Here is a 19175-nt window from a genome sequence, read left to right on the forward strand (position 1 = left end):
GTGCTGATGCAATGTCGGAGAACAAAGAATTATGGATGCGCAGAATGCTTATTTTTGGCAGTCTGATGGTTCTCATAAGTTTGGCGGTCAGCTTGGTTGTTTATCCCCGTCTTCCGGATAAAGTTCCAGTGCACTGGAATGCAGCCGGAGAAATCGACGGTTGGGGCAGTGCTTTTCAGGGAGCTTTCCTGTTTCCACTGATGATGGCAGCTATGCTGATCCTGCTCGTTTTCCTTCCGAAAGTGGATCCTAAGAAAAAGAACTATAGCCGGATGAGCAAGCCGTATACCATTATTGTGCTTGTCATAATGCTGTTTTTTATGTTGATTCATTTTGGCTCGCTGGGCACGGCGCTCGGATATTTTAACAGCTTCCCTTCCTTGATTCAATTGGGAGTCGGTGCCTTGTTTGTAATTATTGGAAACTATATGGGCAAACTAAAGCATAATTACTTTGCCGGAATCAAGACTCCATGGACGCTGGCCAATGAGCAAGTCTGGTACAAAACGCACCGGATGGCAGGACCACTCTGGGTCATTGGCGGACTGATCTTTATGGCGGCAAGCTTCCTGCCTTCCCAGTTTCTGACCGTCATAGTAATGATTGTGATTGCAGTCCTGCTTATCGTTCCAATTGGATATTCTTATTGGATCTTTAAGAGATTAGATAAGGAAGAATAGGTCCACAATCCTGTAATAAAAATAGACTGAAGTATGTTTAAAATCCCCGCAGAACGGATAGAATGGGAATAGTTACCATTCTATCCGTTATTGAGGGGATTGTGATTTTATGCGTAAAAAATTTTGGTTGATTACAGTACTGGTATTTGTTCTGGGGGTGTGCTTCGGTGCGGGAGGACACTTTTTATGGTCAACGACATTGAACCCGGAAGTAAATTCTCCGGCTGAAAAGGGCAACGCAGCCAAAGTAGGTACCGTTCAGAGCGGTGATGCTGTTCAGAATGTTCTTCCGGATCTGTTTGCCGAAGGAAATGGCATTGTTGACAGTATAGCTGATGGTACAAATAACGGTACAAATAACAGTACTGACGAAAGTACAAGTGCCTTGACTGAGACAGAACAGGAAGCAATTATTGCACAGTATAAGCAGGGACTGGGAATGCTTTTTGATGCCTGGAAAGCCAAAGATATGACTGCGTTCAGAACTGCGATTGCCAATGCTTACACTGGAGACTTGATGGAAAAGCATATCCAGAAGGCAGAAGAGTTTATTTCCAGAGGAATCGGACTGGATGTCGGCAACATCATTTTTGATGACGTGCAAATCGAATCTGCCGACAAGCTTTCGGCGACAGTCAATGCTGTTTACCGTTACACGGCTAGAGATTATGACTTGGACGAGCAGTACCCTTTGGGGGAAGAGCAGGAACATCAGGTCCATGTCAGGGCGAATTTGATTAAAATGGGTCAAAGCTGGCTGATTACGGGCGAAACGGCAATATAGCAGGCGGAGTATTGCAGGATTTAACTGAACGATGGCGAATTCTAGAGGATGAAAAAATTTTGTCTTAAAAAGATTAAGACAGGGAGAGAAACAGATGTTCAAAAAAAAGCCAAGGGCACTTGCGGTTCTGTTGATCGTATTGTTGGTTTTGCCGGTCTATAGTTCCGGTGCATCTGGGGCAGAGATTCAGACGTACCAAAATCCTGCCCTGGAAGTCATTGCCCAGAAGCTTGAGACGATTTCCAGAAGCAAGGGAATTCCGAGCGTACTGCTAAAAACAATTGCCTATTGTGAATCGGGTTGGAGACAGTTCGATCAAAATGGTGAAGTAGTAACCGGCAGCACCAACGGAACCTCGAATCCTGCCCTCGGAATCATGCAGGTTACCAGCTATGATCCCGGAGATACCGAAGAAGTTAATAAACTTAAATATGATATTGATTATAATATTTCCCGCGGCGCGGATCTGCTGAATCAAAAATGGCAGATAGTGCCGAAGATTGGTGATGGGGACCGCAACAAGCTGGAGAATTGGTATTTTGCGCTTTGGGCCTATCATGGCTGGTTAGCATACAATAACCCGAACAATGCTGCTGCCAGAGGCGAGGTAGCTTATCAGGACGCAATCATTCGCAAAGCCGCGACAGCATATTTTCCGGGCCTGGTCTCACCTGTCCAAATCACGCCGGTTCCCGCCGAACTTCTGCCGCTTGGCACGCTGCCGAGCAGCAGTCAGATCTGGAATACGCCTGAACCGTATACCCTGGGAGACTTAACTTCCAGTACGGTTGGCACAACCACCCGAATCTCAGGTCAGGACAGGATAGACACGGTTAATCAAATTGCCTTGAACGGATGGCCGAGTGGGGCCCAGACCGTCATTATAACCCGTTCAGATGCGTTTCCCGATGCTCTGGCCGGTGTGCCTCTGGCTAAAAAATATAATGCACCGATTTTGCTCACGAACCCGGACCAGCTTGATCAGGGTGTCATTGAGGTATTGAATACCTTAAAGCCGACAAAAGTAATTATTCTGGGTGGAGAGAAAGCCGTCAGCAAATCCGTCGAGACTAGACTCAAGGCCGTTTTGACCTGGACCTCTGATGTTTCGCGGATTGCCGGAGCGGACCGTTATCAAACCGCGGTACTGATTGCCGCTGATTTCCCCAAAGATGCCAGCGTGGCTGTTGCTACGGGTCTGGATTTCCCGGATGCATTAAGCCTGGCCACAGCTGCAGCTGCGAACGAAATGCCTCTGCTGCTGACTTCAACCCGGAGCCTGCCTGAGGTTACCAGACAGGACTTAAGCAAACGTTTACCGGGAAAAATCTATATTGGCGGCGGGGAAAAAGTCATTACCGCAGAAGTAGTGGCAGCCCTGACTCAGACAACCGGATTGTCTGCGGGGAATATTGTTCGTTTTGCCGGAAGCAACCGTTATGAAACTTCGGTAATGATTGCGGAAGCGTTCTTTCCCAGTACGCAGGAGATTTATATGGCTACCGGACTCGATTTTGCAGACCCTCTCGCCGCTGGCGCCCTGGCTGCAACGAAGAACGCTTGTCTATTGCTGATTTCTCCGCAGGGCTTTACGACAAATGGTCCAACAGAAAATTATCTGAAAAAGATGGCTTCTTCCACAAATGTTAAAGTAATCGGCTCGGAAGCTTCTATTTCTGAATATACGGTTACCCGTGTAAAATATTTACTCAGACAGATGTGATTCAATCCATAAATCAATGATAGATTCGTCAAGAATCTGTCAATAATCAGTCCATAACCAGTCAATTTAATGAGAAGGGTTTGCAAGCATCATCATTCATTAAATGGAATAATATTGACCTTTTCCGGCAAGCAGCACTTCTTGTCGGAATTTTGTTTATGAGCGTTTATGCGGCTTCCAGCGATTTGGAAAAATTTTGGGGAAGGAAAATCTGTCTCTAAGACGAATTTATTTACTCTAAACTTCTTTCAAGTTTTGTGACAAAGCATTTGACTGGTCTAATGTCTAATGTCGCGATGTCCATGGATAGCAAGGAGCGGCGGTTTCTGTGTTTCTGATTAGGAGGTAATTAATGCGTTCGAAAAAATATATCCGGTTATTCCTAGCTGTGCTTTTCAGCATTTTGCTGCTGATTCCGGCCAGGCCGCTGCCTGTTCAGGCAGCAAACCAGAATCCTACTCCCGAGGAGATATCCCGGATCTTTGACCAGGTGGCCCTGGAGGAGAAAGTTCCTGCGGAGATTCTCAAAGCGATTGCGTTCAAAGAATCAGGCTGGCGTCAATGGAACAGTTCAGGCAATGTTGTGACGGGGGGCTCAGGCAGCAGGCCTTACCTCGGCATTATGCAGATTGGGGTATATGATCCTTCCGATTCGGAGACGATTAACCACCTGAAAACGGATATTACCTATAATATTGCCTACGGGGCTGAAGTCCTGAAATCCAAGTGGAACATGACACCAACGATCGGAGACGGCGACCCCGGAAAACTGGAAAACTGGTATTTTGCGATTTGGGCTTACAACAGCTGGTCTACCGTCAATAATCCGAATACTGCGGCTGCTTCAGGCAGGGTAGCCTACCAGGATAAAATCTTGAAACTGATTGCCACCGATTATTATGAGGGTCTGACTGATCCTGTCAGTATCACACCGGTGTCGAAGTCACTGCTGCCGGCGGGGACACTGCCGTCAAAGAATTCTGTCTGGAAGACGCCCGAACCGATTCACTATGCTGGTTACACGCTGGGGCTTCCCATGATCTCCAGAAGTCAAAACAATTTGCTGCTTTCAACTGTGAAAAGAATTTCCGGCATAGACCGGATTGACACAGCTGTAAAAATTGCTTATGAAGGATGGCCTTACGGCTGTGAGACGGTCGTCATCGCGAGATCCGATGCTTTCGCAGACGCCTTGGCCGGTGTATCCTTGGCGAAACAGAATCATGCGCCAATTCTTCTTACTTCAAGGGACCAGCTTGACCAGCGGGTGGAAAACGCTTTAACCGTTCTGAAACCACTGAAAGTGATTATTCTTGGTGGTGAAACTGCGTTGTCATCCGGGGTGGAGAACAGACTGAAGGAAGTTGTTTCCTGGACAGAAGATTTTGAGCGGATAGCAGGTCAGGACAGATATGAGACCGCAGCGCTCATTGCGTCCCATTTTCCTGAAGGCAGCGGAGTTGCTATTGCGACCGGATCCAACTTCCCGGATGCTTTAGGTATTGCTTCAGCTGCCGCGGCCAAAGGATATCCGCTGCTATTGACGGCAAAAGACAGCCTGCCGCAGGCAACCGCAGAACGTCTACAGACCCTGAAACCGTCTGAGTTATATATTGCCGGCGGGGAAGGGGCGGTATCGGCCGGGGTCGCCGGCAGCATCACCGGCATCGCAGGTCTCTCCGCAGATAAAGTCCGGCGTTTTGCCGGGAATAATCGCTACAATACTTCGCTTGCAGTCGTGCAGTCCCTGTATCCTGATGCCCAAAAAATCTATCTGGCAACCGGGGAGGGTTTCCCGGATGCTTTAGCGGGGGCAGCGCTTGCTGCGAATATGGATACGCCGCTGTTGCTGATTCCGACGGAAGGGCCTGCAGCCGGTTCCGATACCGAGAAATATTTTCAGAGTATCTCGCCGGACGTGGAACTGGTGGTTTTCGGAGGCAAATCCGTCATCAGTGACAATGCGATTATCCGGATCAAATACCAGATGGTTAAAATATAGCATGAGGGGGGACAAGGAGACGGATCTTTGTCCCCCTTTTGAATTGTAAAATGAGGAAAACTGTAGTAAACTGATAAACGGTGAAAACGAATTACGTCCTGAAAGGTCGGAACCGATAACGTGGCACATCCCAAACGCACCCTATTTTTCATGCTTACCGATGCTATATTGATTAATCTTGCCCTTTTTTTAAGCTTCTACCTGCGCCTTTCCGAAGAGGCTGATCTGCAGGTGGAGTTTGTTAAATATTTGGGTACTTATTTGAATGCCGCGATTGTGTCAACCTTCGTGCTGATCGTGGTGTTTCACTTCTTTGGGTTGTATAAAAATATTTGGCGATATGCCAGTGTCAGAGAGCTTCTTTCTATCGTCTACGCTGTAACCGTCGGTGCGGCGCTTACAGTCATGGTGGTCTATTTTATTTCTCCGCTCAGACTTCCGCATTCGGTCAGCGTTTACTTCTGGCTGATGCTGATTGTTTTGATCGGCGGACTGCGGTTCAGTCAGAGGATGCGCCAGGAGAATGCTATTTTTGCCGTGTCCAACAAATCACAGCGAAAAGTGCTCATCATCGGAGCCGGTGACGCGGGTGTTCTTGCTTTGCGTGAGCTCAAGAAAAGAGATTTTCAGGAAGGTGTACCCGTCGGTTTTATTGACGACAGCAAAAGCAAGATTAATCTTCATGTGCAAGGATTTCCGGTGTTGGGTTCCCGTGACGACATCCCACGGATTGCAGAGGACTATGCTGTTGACGAGATCATCATTGCGATCCCTTCTGCCGATGGAGAGGCTGTCAGGGAGATCGTGGAAATATGTAAGGAAACCCGGGCGGCCTTAAAGATTATGCCCGGCGTATACGACATTCTGAGCGGCAAGATTACGGTCAGTTCTTTAAGGGAAGTACAGGTCGAAGACCTGCTGGGACGTGAACAGGTATCGGTGGATCTGGAAGAGGTGGCAGGCTACCTGAAAAACCAGGTTGTCCTGGTGACCGGTGCCGGAGGTTCCATCGGATCGGAACTTTGCAGACAGATTGTCAAGTTTTTCCCCTCTAAGCTTATTCTGGCCGGGCATGGGGAAAACTGTATTTTTGATATTGAGCAGGAATTGAAGAATTTCCCAATCGTGACGGAGATTTTTGATATTAAGGACGCCGGCAAGGTGAACCTTGTTTTTGAAAAATACAAGCCTTCCGTGGTTTTTCATGCAGCTGCGCACAAGCATGTGCCGCTGATGGAGGTAAATCCTGAGGAAGCATTGAAAAATAATGTGATGGGCACGAGCAACCTGGCTGCAGCGGCCGACAAAAACGGAGTCAGGACGTTTGTGCTGATCTCCACGGATAAGGCGGTTAATCCGACCAGCATCATGGGCGCATCTAAAAGGATGGCCGAGATGGTGATCCAGGACTATGACAAGAGATCCGAAACGAAGTTTGTCGCCGTACGCTTTGGCAATGTCCTCGGAAGCCGCGGAAGCGTCATTCCGACATTTAAAAAGCAGATCATGGCGGGGGGACCGGTAACGGTGACGGATCCGAGGATGACCCGTTACTTCATGACCATCCCCGAAGCAAGCCAGCTGGTTATTCAAGCCGGCGCGATGGCCTCAGGCGGAGAAATCTTTATTCTTGATATGGGCAAGCCTGTGAAGATCGTTGATCTGGCCAAGGACCTTATCCGTTTATCAGGTTTTGAACCGGGCAAAGATATTCAGATTGAGTTTACCGGCGTGAGACCCGGAGAGAAACTTTTTGAAGAAATTCTGACTTCGGAAGAAGGTACGACAGCAACCAAACATAAACGCATTTTTGTAGCGAGACCCAATCATATCGATCATGAGGCGATCGAAGGACTGGTGCAGAAAATACGCGAGCGTGGCAGCTATATGGACAGGGAGGAAATCAACACTTCCATCAGGACACTTCTTCCTGACTTTGGGAGACCATAAAAACTTAGGCAGCGCAGTCTTGACCATCATGAACGCTTGCATCACAGATAAACGCTTGCACCACAGATATAAGGAGGAACTTCTATGTTGGAAGTTAAAAATGTCATTACGCAGAATCATCCTGTTGCCCTGGAACTCAAAAAGAAAATTGAAAACCATACCGCCCGGATCGGCGTGATCGGTCTTGGTTATGTTGGCCTGCCGCTGGCAGTTGAGAAAGGCAAGGTTGGTTTCCCGGTTCTCGGATTTGATATTAATGCAGAGAAAGTTGCCATGGTATCAGCCGGAGAAAACTATATCGGAGATGTCAAGGACGAGGAGCTTAAAGAACTTGTCGAGAAAAAGATCCTTCAGGCAACCACTGACTTTTCCAAACTTGCCGACTGTGATGTGGTGATCATTTGTGTGCCAACACCGCTAACCATTACGAGGGATCCGGATATTTCTTATATGAAGGCTTCCGCTGAGGAAGTCGGAAAAACCATTCGTCAGGGACAGCTTGTCACACTTGAGAGTACGACATATCCTGGAACCACACAAGAAGTGATCCTGCCGATTCTGGAACAGTCGGGGCTTAAAGTCGGGAAAGACTTTTTCTTAGCCTTTTCGCCGGAAAGGGTTGACCCCGGTAACAAGCGTTTTTCAACGAAGAACACCTCCAAAGTTGTAGGCGGCGTAACGCCTTACTGCCTGGAGATTGCTTATACCTTATATGCACAGACCATTGTAAATGTCGTACCGGTCAGTTCACCGGCGGCAGCGGAACTTACCAAAGTATTTGAAAATACCTACCGCGCAGTCAATATCGCACTTGTGAATGAAATGATGCTGTTATGCGATCGGATGGGGCTTGATGTTTGGGAGATCGTCGAAGCTGCTTCGACGAAACCTTTTGGTATCCATACGTTTTATCCGGGACCAGGTGTTGGCGGACACTGCATTCCGATTGATCCGTTCTACCTTACCTGGAAGGCCAGAGAGTATGACTTCCATACCCGCTTTATTGAACTGGCCGGCGAGATCAATGTTGAAGTCTCTTCTTATGTCGTCAATAAAGTATACCGGGCTTTAAACTCCATGAATAAAAGCGTTAAGGATGCCAAACTCCTGATCGTAGGTGTCGCTTATAAAAAGGATATTGAGGATGTCCGCGAATCACCGGCCCTGATCATCATGGAACTTCTGCGCAAGGAGGGGGCCATCTTAAGCTACCATGACCCTTACGTACCGGTGATCGAGCCGCATGGCGGCAGCACCATGCATCTGGAAAGCATCGCGCTGACCCCGAATGTATTGCAGGAGGCCGACTGTGTCCTGATTATCACCGACCACAGCACGATAGACTATGATCAAATCGTCCAATATGCACCGTTAGTTGTCGATACACGCAATGCAACCAAAGACGTCCGGCAGATGCGTGAAAAAATATTCAAAATCTAAGTAAGGTAGCGGGGACAAAAGAGACGCTTCTTTTATCCTTCCTTTATGATTGGAGCGTGTGGAAATTTGACAGGAGACAAAATAGTATTTGGCGTAATCGGGTGCGGAAGAATTGCCTCGAAACATACGGAATCGATTATGGCTATTCCCGGCGCAGAGCTGGCTGCTGTCTGCGACATTGTGCCGGAAAGGGCTGAAGATTTTGCCAGCAAGTACAAGGCGCAGGCGTATCTGGATTATCGCGACCTTTTGAAGAGAGAAGATATCGATATTGTCACGATCGCAACCCCGAGCGGAAGCCATGCGGAAATCGGGATTGCAGCGGCCAGGGCCGGTAAGCACGTGATGGTCGAGAAGCCTATGTCCATGACGCTCCGCGAAGCAGATCTGCTGATCCGGATATGCAGGGAGAACGGCGTCAAACTGGCGGTCATTCACCAGAACCGCTTTAATCAATCAATTAAACTACTCAAAAACGCTTTGGAAGCAGGACGTTTTGGGAAACTGACACACGGTCAGGCGACAGTCCGCTGGAACCGGGGCATGGACTATTATCTGCAGGCACCTTGGAGAGGGACCAAACTGCAGGACGGCGGCGTCCTGATGAATCAGTCCATTCATAACATTGACCTGCTGCAGTGGATGTTCGGGCCGGTCGAATCCGTTTTCGGCTATACCCATACCGCGTTAAGAAATATTGAGATGGAAGATGTCGCCGGAGCGGTACTGAAGTTTAAGAACGGCGCAATCGGGCTGATCGAGGCCGCTTCCACGATTTATCCAAAGAATATCGAGGAAACGCTGAACGTTTTTGGGGAAACAGGCTCAGCTGTGATCGGCGGGATTGCAGTGAACCGCGTCGAGGTATGGGAATTCCCTGAAAGTGAAGCTGAAAAGGAGCAGATCTTTGCTGCCCAGGAGACCGATCCGCCCAATGTGTACGGATTTGGCCACCGGGAGATCATTGAGGATATGATCCAGGCCGTTCAAACCGGTGGGACTCCCGCTGTACCCGGTGAAGAAGGACGAAAAGCATTGGAAATTATTTTATCCATCTATAAATGCCAGGAAACCGGGGTGCCGGTTAAACTTCCGTTAATTGAAGATTAGAAAAGCCATGCACTTCCTTTTCGGTTGGTACATATTTGTATAGTACACTAAAACCGGAAAGGAGACAGGAAAAATGAGACCTCCTTATGATGAGATGGGACCGGGAACATATCCGATGATGCCGAACTATCACCAGACAATGATGCAGGTAGAGCTTGCTGTCAGGCATGGAATGAGAGAAGCGGGGACTGTAAATGTTAGACATGGTGTTATGGAAGCAGCTCTTATTGCTTACCTGCTAGGCAAAGGCTTTGACTATTATCAGGCAGTCCGGATCGTAGAATCCTGGGAACGGAATGAAACTTTCCCTATGTAAATGTTATTTATCAAGGTGAAAGTCACTACATGTGAGGATGTTTATGGCAAAACATCCTCGTTTATTTGTTTCAGAAAGTATAAGCACTTTCAATACATCTAAAGGCAACTAAGGCTTGGTGCAAGCCAAGTATTCTTGTTCTTAGAATATCAATAAATTAAATTGTATAGAAAGAAGGGTTTGATTTGGCAGCTGAAATTCATTCCGGAGCGGTTATCGCGGCTAGCGCTATGATTGGGAAACAGGTGAGCATCGCCCCTTTTTGCGTAATAGGGGAGAATGTCATGATTGAAGACGGGGCAATACTGGAGCCGGGGTGTGTACTGGCGGATGGAGTGAAGGTCGGTAAAGATGTCAAACTTGGATGCCATGTCACCTTGGGAAATCAGGCAGTTTTGGAAGCCGGGGTCACCGCAGGGGATCATACCGCGGTATATCCGGGGACAGTGATTGGGGAAGGTACGTTTATCGGCAGCAATTCCGCCGTAGGGCGTCCGCCTCGCGCAGCAGCAACCAGTACGGTCAAAAACACGGAAGATCTGCCGCCGCTTACAGTTGGTAAAAAGTGTACCATTGGCTGCGCATCCGTGATCTACTCCGGTACAGAGCTCGGCGACGGGGTCTTCATCGGAGACAGGGCCTTGATCCGGGAGCGTTGCACGCTTGGTGATAAAGTTGTTGTCGGCAGCGGCAGTGCTGTCGAGAATAATACCAGGATCGGATCTTTTACGAAGATCCAGACAGGCTCCTACATTACCGCATATATGGAGATTGAAGAAAATGTCTTCATTGCGCCGATGGTAACAACGACGAATGACAATTATATGGGGCGGACCGAAAAACGTTTTAAACATATCAAGGGAGCCGTAATCCGCAGGGCAGCGCGGATCGGAGGAGGAGCGATCCTGCTTCCGGGCATTGAGGTGGCAGAAGAGACGTTTGTTGCTGCCGGTTCACTCGTTACAAAGGATACAGCCGCCGGAAAGGTCTACAAAGGATTTCCCGCCAAAGCCGTCCGGGATGTCCCGGAAGATGAGCTGATCTAGCTAATGTATTACCGAGACCTACCAGGATAAACAATATATTAATTCTTGAAATTAACTCGTGCAGGGTGTACCCTAAATATATTGTCAGCAGTTGCTCCATGCCATCCATGGAATAAGCGAAGCGCCAATTCTATCCACACGGTATGATGAACTCTAAACAAGGCAATTTGTATTCATAGGATATTTGTTCGACATTAGGCCATCCGTGGTCGTCAGAAAGGGAGGATGCATATGTCCATTCCACTTTTGGATTTAAAGGCGCAGTACTTATCGATAAAAGAAGAGATTGATCAGGCGGTACTCGGGGTTCTGGACTCCTGTCATTTCATTCTCGGACCGAATGTAAAAGCAATGGAGGAAAAAACAGCAGCGTACTGCGGGACAAAGCACGCAGTTGCTGTTGCTAATGGTACGGATGCACTTGTACTGGCTCTCAAAGCCTGCGGCATTGCACAGGGTGATGAAGTCATCACGACACCGTTTACTTTTTTTGCTTCAGCAGAGGCAGTTGCGAGTCTCGGGGCAACACCTGTATTCGTAGATATTGATCCGGTCACGCTGAATATGGATATTGACCAATTGGAAAGCAAAATTACCTCCAGGACAAAGGCGATGATTCCTGTTCATATTTTTGGCCAGATGGTCAATATGGATAAGGTCATGGACCTGGCCCAAAAGTATGAGCTTAAGGTTATAGAGGATGCCGCACAGGCGATCGGGGCCGAATACAAGGGCAAAAGAGCCGGAGCCTACGGAACGGCCGGAACATTCAGCTTTTTTCCAACCAAGAATCTCGGCGGCTATGGCGATGGCGGCATGGTGGTGACCAACTGTGATGAAATTGCGGAAAAGGTCAGACTGTTCCGTTTCCATGGCTCCAAGACAAAATATTTCCATGAAGAGATTGGCTATAACAGCAGACTGGACGAGATCCAGGCTGCTATTCTCCGCGTCAAGTTTCAGTATCTGGATGAATGGAACAAAGCCCGCAGGCAAAAAGCCGAACTCTACGACAGCCTGCTTAAGCCGCTGGCCGATCAGCAGAAACTAATCCTTCCCGGCAGAGACCCGGAAGCCTATCAGGTGTTCCATCTGTATGTCATGAGAGTCCAGCAGAGAGAAAAAATCATGGAGAAATTGAAGGAAGCAGGCATTGCTTCAGCGGTCTATTATCCGCTTCCGCTTCATCTGCAGAAAGCTTTTGCCTATTTGGGCTATAAAATCGGCGACTTCCCTGAGGCGGAAAAAGCCAGCGAACATGCACTGGCGATCCCGTGTTATCCCGAACTGACCCCACAACAGCAGGAAGAAATTATACATGTTATCAACGACTGTTTAATACAGAGCTAAACTGGCATGCAGACTTAATATTCTTGAAATCAGTCTGGGAGCCACAGTTCCGCTGTAAGCGAAGCAGGATTGCGTAGCGCGGCTTTTTGTGCCATGGATGGCACAACAGCCGAAAAGCGGTATTGTGGCTTACAGACCAGCCCCAAAAAGAGTACAATTTAAACAGGAGGCACAATGTTTTGGAATAACGGCATTACGAGAAGGAATGATACCAGGCTTTTTATCTTAGCAATGGCCATGCTCTCAGCAATGATCCTGCCTTCTTTTCCTATTCATCCTTCTCTTCCAAATATTCGATTGGACGAGCTGCTGCTCTTCGGTGTCTTTGGCCTGAACATCCTGCTGTTTGCAGCGAAAGGATTCCGCTTCAGCCCTGAAGAAAAAGAGCAATTGTTAAAACGCAAACAAGAACATAAATGGATTCTGCTCATTTTTGTTTTACTCGTATTCTCCTACGCCATTTCCAACATCTATGGCGTGATCGTCAAAGGAGCAGGTTATTACGGTCTCCGGGATGTCATGGAACTGGTGACATTCTGTAAATATTATCTGGCCGTAACGCTGGCCTTATCCATTGATCTGCGAACAGAGGAGTTTGATTTCCTGGGTAAGGCTTTCCTCGGAGGCCTGGCTTTTCTGATTATTTTTGGCTGGGGACAGCATTTCAACGTGCTGAATATGAATACCTGGCTGTCGCCCTATTTTGACCAGCAGCATTGGCAGCTGCTTTTGGTCGGCAATCCGGCCAGGGTGCAGGGCACCTTTGACAACCCGAATTTCTTCGGGATATTTACAGTAATGACGCTGGCTTATCTGACCGTTCGCTATTATTTCGGTGAAGATCACGGAGAATTTCCGGTCCTGCTGTTTATTTTGATCGGCTTTGTGATCAAACTGGAATTTCTGACGATATCGCGGACAGCTCTGGTCGGTATTGGGTTGCTTTTCCTTATTTTAAGCATCTGGGCGTTTAGTTATCACCGGCATAATAAAAAAGTACTGGTTAAAATAGCGGCGCTGTTTATGTTGACGGTCGTTCTTTTCCTGACAGCTTCAGGTGATTTCTTCTACAGGCTGCAAGAAGGGTTGGATTTTTCCAACAGCACATCGTTCCAGGGTCACCTCGACCGCTGGGGAAAGGCAATTGGCAGCATTTGGGATTCTCCCGTCTTTGGCTGGGGTACGCAGAAATACGTAATGACAACACTTGTAGATAATGAGTATGCGCTGTATGCCAGAAGGTACGGTTTATTCGGGCTGGCGATTTATCTGAGCTTCTTTTTGCTTCCGTTTATTCTTGGCATCAGAAACCTTCGATCTAAGATTACTGTCACTGGACGAGAGCTCGCATTCAGCCAGCCGATGCAGTTTATGGCAGCGTATGCCGCAGTCCTGCCGTCCATCTTTGTGTTTAACATCATGGCGGGGATATTCTACAATCTGCAGCTGATGACTTTTTTTGCAATTTGTATGGGTCTGGCTTATAATTCGTTTGCGGAGCAAAGGGGGATAAACGATACGTCCTTAAGGCCCCTCAGTTCCCTCGAGTAAGGTGGTTTAACGGTGAAGATATTGGTGATCTCTCATATGTATCCTTCATCTCAGAATCCGGCTTACGGCATTTTCATTCATAAGCAGGTTAAAGCGCTGCAGGATCAAGGCTGTGAGATTAAAGTCGTATCGCCTGTGCCTTATGCACCTTGGCCCCTGCCGGCACTCCAGCCGAAGTGGCGGGCCTACGCGTCCATACCCGATCACGATGTGGTGGACGGAGTTGAAGTATACTATCCGCGTTATCTCGAGTTTCCGCGCTCCTATTTCCTGGAGCAGTCGGGCTATTTCATGTACAGGGGAATCCGCAGGCAGATCGCCCAGATCCGCCGGGACTTTCCATTTGAGCTGATTCACGCCCATGTGGCCCTTCCTGACGGCCATGCGGCATTCTTATTAAAGAAAGACGATGATGTGCCGCTTGTGGTTACCATCCACGGGCAGGATTTCCAGTCGACAATGTCGAAAAATGAAAAATGCCGTCGGAGACTGTTTGAGGTGCTGGAAGGTACAGACAGGATCATTACAGTTAGCTCCAAACTGAAGAACATCATTAGGGACCAGGCTTTTTTTTCGAAGACAGAGGTTATCAATAACGGCATCGACCTGAATGACTGTGTACCGCCGCCAGATATTTCCGATAATACCCGAAAAGAAATAAGGATCCTGAGTGTTTCAAATTTGAAGAAAACCAAGGGCATCGATCTGAATCTCCGGGCAGTTTCATCTCTGACCGGAAAATATCCTTCACTCAAATATTTTATTGCAGGTGACGGTGAAGAAAGACAAGCTCTGGAGGATTTGACGGAAAGTCTGAACCTTAAAGATAAGGTTATTTTTCTCGGAAAGCTTACCCATCCTGAAGTGATGAAAGAGATGGCAGAGGCCGATATTTTCAGTCTGCCAAGCTGGCAGGAAGGCTTTGGCGTCGTCTATATTGAAGCGATGGCCCAGGGGTTACCGGTTATCGGTGTCCGCGGCGAAGGGATCGAAGATGCGTTGATCCATGGCCAAAACGGTCTGCTTGTCGCTCCTCGGAATGTCGAAGATCTCACCGGAACACTTGATTCACTGCTCAGAGACGCTGTTTACTGCCGAAGGCTCGGTGAAGCAGGCAGGCAAACGGTGCTTGACCGGTTTACCTGGTCGAATAATGCGGCCCGAACAGCCGGGGTCTATCAAACTTTAACAGGAGGCAGGAAAGTTTGAAAATATGTATTCTCACAACGGGTCATCCGGCCCTCGATAACCGAATATTTTACAAGCAGGCTTTGTCTCTTAAGAAAAAATATGATGACATTACCCTGATTGTTCCTGATGAGAGAACTGAATATATGGAACAGGGGATCCGGATCATTGGCGTGCCAAGAGCGGGGTCTCTTTACGGCCGTTTTAAGCTCGGGGATACCGTCGTTGCCAAAGCGATCGAATGTCAACCGGATATCTGCCATTTTCACGACTTTGAACTGATCTACAAAGTGTTAAAGATTAAAAAAGCGCTGCCTGCGTGCAAGCTGATTTACGATGTCCACGAGCATTATCCGGACATGATGCGCATGTCCAGGAAGATCCCGCGGATGTTGAGGCCCTTGGCTACTTTTTTGGTCGATAAAAGTGAACTGTATTATGCTAAAAGATTTGATCAGATCATCACGGCTGACGGTGCGGTCAAAGACCGGTTTGCAGGCAGGAATCCCAGAGTTGATGTGATCTATAATTTTACGGAATTTATACCGGAAGCTGACACTTCGCCAAAAGAAACGGAGCTCCCGGAAAAGGAATACGATGCCATTTACCAGGGGGATATTACGCTGGAGCGCGGCGTATATATGACCGTCCAGGCTATCAAGCTGCTGAAGGAGAAGTATCCGGACATCCGGATGGTTTTTGTCGGTCCTTTTAACGACGCTGAAGGCAAAGAACTCGTCACCCAATACATCGAAGAAAATGATCTGAGCAAAAATATCCTTTTCACAGGAAGGATACCCCATATCGAGGTCCAGGAGTATATCCGGAAGTCTAGGGTTGGCGTTGTTACGCTGCTGCCGCTGCCCAAATATTTTAAGAACATACCGATTAAACAGTTTGAATACATGAGCTGCGGCATCCCTGTTGTCGGCAGCAATCTTCCTCCGATCCAGCATTTTTTAACCAGCTACAACAGTGGGATCATTGTTGATCCGACCAGACCTGAGGATATTGCCAAGGGCCTCGGCATTCTGCTGGCCGATCCGCGGCTCTGCAAAGAAATGGGCGATAACGGCATCAAGGCTGTCAGAGAAGAGTACAACTGGGGCAAAATGGAGGAAAGTCTGCTGAAGATTTACAGCAGATTGGAGAACTAAGACTTAAGGAACATACAGAAAAGATGGAAATAGATCGAAGCGTCCAAGAGAGACCGTAATGCCGAATGAAGAAAAGCTAAAGAAGAAGTGATAGAGTTTGGATACCCGCCTGATCGTCAAAAATGCTGCGGCCCTGGGAATATCCGGAGTTCTTGCCAAGGCCATCGCCGCCGTGGTGGGTATATTTGTTACCCGCTATCTTGGCCCGGGACCATTTGGAGATTACTCCACAGCGTACGCGTTCGCCGGAACGTTTATCCTATTTGCGGAGCTTGGAATCAGTCAGCTCATGGTGCAGGATTGTTCGAGGAACCTGACCGAACTGCCGCGGTATTTTGGTAACACGCTGTTTGTCAAGGCCGTAATCTCCATTATATGTTTTCTATTAATGGTCATCTTTATGTTCCCGGCTGGATACAATACGTCGACCAAAGAAATGGTCGTCGTTTTGGGCGTGGCTGTATCTTTCAATGCGCTGAACCAGTCGGTCTATAACTATTATCAAGCCGTTCAAAAGCTCTATCTGGCTGCAGCCTTTCAGTTTTTGACCACATTTCTGATTGGAGGACTGACCATTGCGGTGATCTTTGCCGGGATGGGAGTCGTCGCAATTACGTTTACCCATTTGTTTACGTATATACTGATTAGTATGCTCCTATTTTTTGCCCTCAGAAGGGAAATCAGGCCGCGCGTTGAACGGAGCAGCCTGATACTGATGGTCAGGAACGGATTACCGTTCGGGATTCACCGGATATTTTATAACATTTTTTTTCAGCTTAGCATTCTGGTTTTATCACTGACGGCCAGCAATGTCGAGGTAGGGATTTATTCCGCGGCGTACAAGCTTGTCCTGATGCTGATTTTCCTGCCGAGCCTGATGACCAGCGCACTTTATCCTGTGTTGTATCAGCTCGGGGAAACGGATAAGGACGGTCATCGTCATACGACTGAAAAGGTCTTTAAGCTGCTTTCCGGGATTGGGATCCCAGGCAGTATCCTGATTTTTGTTTTAGCAGGACCGCTGACAACATGGCTGTATGCCGGAAAATTTGATGAATCGATTCCGATCCTGATGATCGTGTCCTGGTTCTTTGCACTGGAATGCATGAGTTTTTCCCTGGGCGATGTCCTAACGACCACCAACCACCAGTGGCAGCGAACCATTGTGCAGGGCTCTGCGCTTGTCCTGATGTTTATTCTGATTATGGTCCTGAATCCGCTGTTCGGGATCAGCGGCACAGCGTATGCGCTGATCATTGTCGAGATCTTTATCTTTTGCGGATACTACCTGTTGGTCCGAAAAGGGGTTTATAAGATTCGGATCTGGCGCCAGCTGCCGTCAATCATGCTTGCTTCCTTGCTGATGGCAGGGACCGCCTGGTTGACAAACAGCTTTCATCCGCTGATATCTGCTGTAATGGCTGGAATCATTTATTGCCTGGCGCTCGTGATATTGGACAGGGATTTCCGGAAGATCGGTGAATTTGTCATTCAGAAGGGTCTTCGAAAATAAAAACTGGGAGGAATGGAACATGCTTCAGTGGCCGGTATTCGTGTTGACCATCATACTTCTTGGTTACCTGGCTGTCAAAAAGCCGCTATGGCTCGTGCCGTTGCTGGCAGCGGCAGTCGCGCTGGAAATATCAATTAGCTGGTATCCGAACCTTGGCTTCCTGGAAAAAATTTTGGGAGAAGTCTCCCTGACCAGGCTTACCAGTATTGTTATGATTCTGGCGGCATTTTCCCGCGTGCTTTTTTCGGAGGAGATGCGCAAAAAGCTTGGGGCGGTTCTAAAAGATCCACTGACACTTGTTTTATTGGCTTTTATCATTCTCGGTGGGATAAGTGTTGTATACTCGGCCAACTTTGGCAACACTGTTACTGAGACCATCCGGCTGCTGATTTTATTTGCTGTGTTTATCTCTACCGCACTTTTGATGGATAAAGAACGTGCCCTGCTGCCTTTTAAAGCCGTACATATCATGGCACTCCTGCTTGCGCTGGTCAGTTTCTATGAAGGAATTACGGGGAACCTGATCTGGCAAGGAGACAAATTGCTGGTTGAGCAGACGCTGCGGGTCAATGCTACCTTTGTCGACCCCAATATTTTTGCACGTTACATCATTCTGGGGGTTGCGTCGAATTTTGTTCTGCAGATTTATACCCGGGAAAGAAGCCATAAACTGATTTATATGGCGTGTCTCGCTGTCCTACTGGCAGAATTAGTACTGACGGGTTCGCGCGGTGGATTCCTGACGCTTTTGGCAATTCTGATTGCCACGCTGATCTTTTTGCCGAACAAAAAAGCTGTTCTCTGGGTTCTCGGTTTAGGTGCCCTTTGCGGGGCGATTGTGATCTTCCTGCGTCCGGAAATCTGGGAGAGGATGCTGACGATGACGAAGGGTTTCGCATATTCAAGCGAGCAACGTTTATACCTCTGGAAGGCTTCAATTGCAATATTCAAGGACCATCCGCTGATTGGCACCGGCCTTGGCACTTTCGAGACAGTGTTTAAACAGAGTTATTTTGATTTCATGAATATCCCCGGCGGAGCGACACGCTCTCATACCACCATTCTGACGATCGCTTCGGAACTAGGGGCCGTGGGGTTGGCCGTACTTACGGCGATCTGGGCAACGATCCTGTACAGGCTGGCCAAATTGTTCAGCCTCGGACATGATTACCTCGGTATGTTTAAGGAGCAAAATGAATACTTTGCCGGCACGGGCTATGTGCTGTGGGCTGCAACCGTATTTATCAGCTCTCAAGCTGAGGGACGCTTCTTTGAGGATCCGATATTCTGGCTCAGCTGTGCGATGCTTGTTGTGTTGAAGCTTTCGCGGAAGTACCGGCTGGAGCTTGACTAATTTGTTAGAGC

Annotated in this window: 15 protein-coding genes; all 15 read left to right on the plus strand. The window is 48.1% G+C overall.

The window, feature by feature from the left end:
• Window positions 1-11 precede the first annotated feature (11 nt).
• Window positions 12-680 carry an SdpI family protein gene (locus tag A7K50_RS09230; RefSeq protein WP_020492383.1) on the plus strand — a complete coding sequence of 223 codons (669 nt, stop codon included), beginning with the start codon at window positions 12-14 and terminating at the stop codon, window positions 678-680.
• Window positions 681-789: 109 nt separating this feature from the next.
• Entirely contained in the window at window positions 790-1464 is a 675-nt protein-coding gene (locus tag A7K50_RS09235; RefSeq protein WP_020492382.1) for a hypothetical protein, read from the plus strand.
• Between the two features lie 94 nt (window positions 1465-1558).
• On the plus strand, window positions 1559-3187 hold the full coding sequence (locus A7K50_RS09240) for a cell wall-binding repeat-containing protein (protein WP_020492381.1): 1629 nt from the start codon (window positions 1559-1561) through the stop codon (window positions 3185-3187).
• A 352-nt stretch (window positions 3188-3539) separates the two neighbouring features.
• Window positions 3540-5189 (plus strand): cell wall-binding repeat-containing protein, encoded by a 1650-nt coding sequence (locus A7K50_RS09245; protein ID WP_119775743.1) that lies wholly within the window; start codon window positions 3540-3542, stop codon window positions 5187-5189.
• A 120-nt stretch (window positions 5190-5309) separates the two neighbouring features.
• On the plus strand, window positions 5310-7139 hold the full coding sequence (locus tag A7K50_RS09250; protein WP_020492379.1) for a nucleoside-diphosphate sugar epimerase/dehydratase: 1830 nt from the start codon (window positions 5310-5312) through the stop codon (window positions 7137-7139).
• Window positions 7140-7223: 84 nt separating this feature from the next.
• On the plus strand, window positions 7224-8579 hold the full coding sequence (locus tag A7K50_RS09255) for a nucleotide sugar dehydrogenase (protein WP_020492378.1): 1356 nt from the start codon (window positions 7224-7226) through the stop codon (window positions 8577-8579).
• 66 nt (window positions 8580-8645) lie between these two features.
• The gene (locus A7K50_RS09260; protein WP_119775745.1) at window positions 8646-9689 is read left to right on the plus strand and encodes a Gfo/Idh/MocA family oxidoreductase; all 1044 of its coding nucleotides are present in this window, start codon (window positions 8646-8648) and stop codon (window positions 9687-9689) included.
• 73 nt (window positions 9690-9762) lie between these two features.
• A complete protein-coding gene (locus A7K50_RS09265) occupies window positions 9763-10005 on the plus strand; it encodes a hypothetical protein (protein WP_020492376.1) in 243 nt (80 codons plus the stop codon).
• A gap of 185 nt (window positions 10006-10190) precedes the next feature.
• Entirely contained in the window at window positions 10191-11051 is an 861-nt protein-coding gene (locus A7K50_RS09270) for an N-acetyltransferase (RefSeq protein WP_119775747.1), read from the plus strand.
• A gap of 231 nt (window positions 11052-11282) precedes the next feature.
• Window positions 11283-12401: a DegT/DnrJ/EryC1/StrS family aminotransferase gene (locus A7K50_RS09275; protein WP_119775749.1), complete on the plus strand. Its 1119-nt coding sequence runs from the start codon at window positions 11283-11285 to the stop codon at window positions 12399-12401.
• A gap of 174 nt (window positions 12402-12575) precedes the next feature.
• A complete protein-coding gene (locus tag A7K50_RS09280; protein WP_119775751.1) occupies window positions 12576-13952 on the plus strand; it encodes an O-antigen ligase family protein in 1377 nt (458 codons plus the stop codon).
• A gap of 12 nt (window positions 13953-13964) precedes the next feature.
• Window positions 13965-15161: a glycosyltransferase family 4 protein gene (locus A7K50_RS09285; RefSeq protein ID WP_119775753.1), complete on the plus strand. Its 1197-nt coding sequence runs from the start codon at window positions 13965-13967 to the stop codon at window positions 15159-15161.
• Window positions 15158-16297, plus strand: a complete 1140-nt coding sequence (locus tag A7K50_RS09290) for a glycosyltransferase family 4 protein (protein ID WP_119775755.1) — start codon at window positions 15158-15160, stop codon at window positions 16295-16297. The genes A7K50_RS09285 and A7K50_RS09290 overlap by 4 nt, the downstream gene beginning before the upstream one ends.
• A gap of 97 nt (window positions 16298-16394) precedes the next feature.
• Entirely contained in the window at window positions 16395-17810 is a 1416-nt protein-coding gene (locus tag A7K50_RS09295; protein ID WP_119775757.1) for a flippase, read from the plus strand.
• 19 nt (window positions 17811-17829) lie between these two features.
• Window positions 17830-19164, plus strand: coding sequence for an O-antigen ligase family protein (locus A7K50_RS09300; protein ID WP_119775759.1), 1335 nt, complete (start codon window positions 17830-17832; stop codon window positions 19162-19164).
• Window positions 19165-19175: the final 11 nt, after the last annotated feature.

The organism is Dehalobacter sp. MCB1, from assembly GCF_003590275.1.
Taxonomy (GTDB): domain Bacteria; phylum Bacillota; class Desulfitobacteriia; order Desulfitobacteriales; family Syntrophobotulaceae; genus Dehalobacter.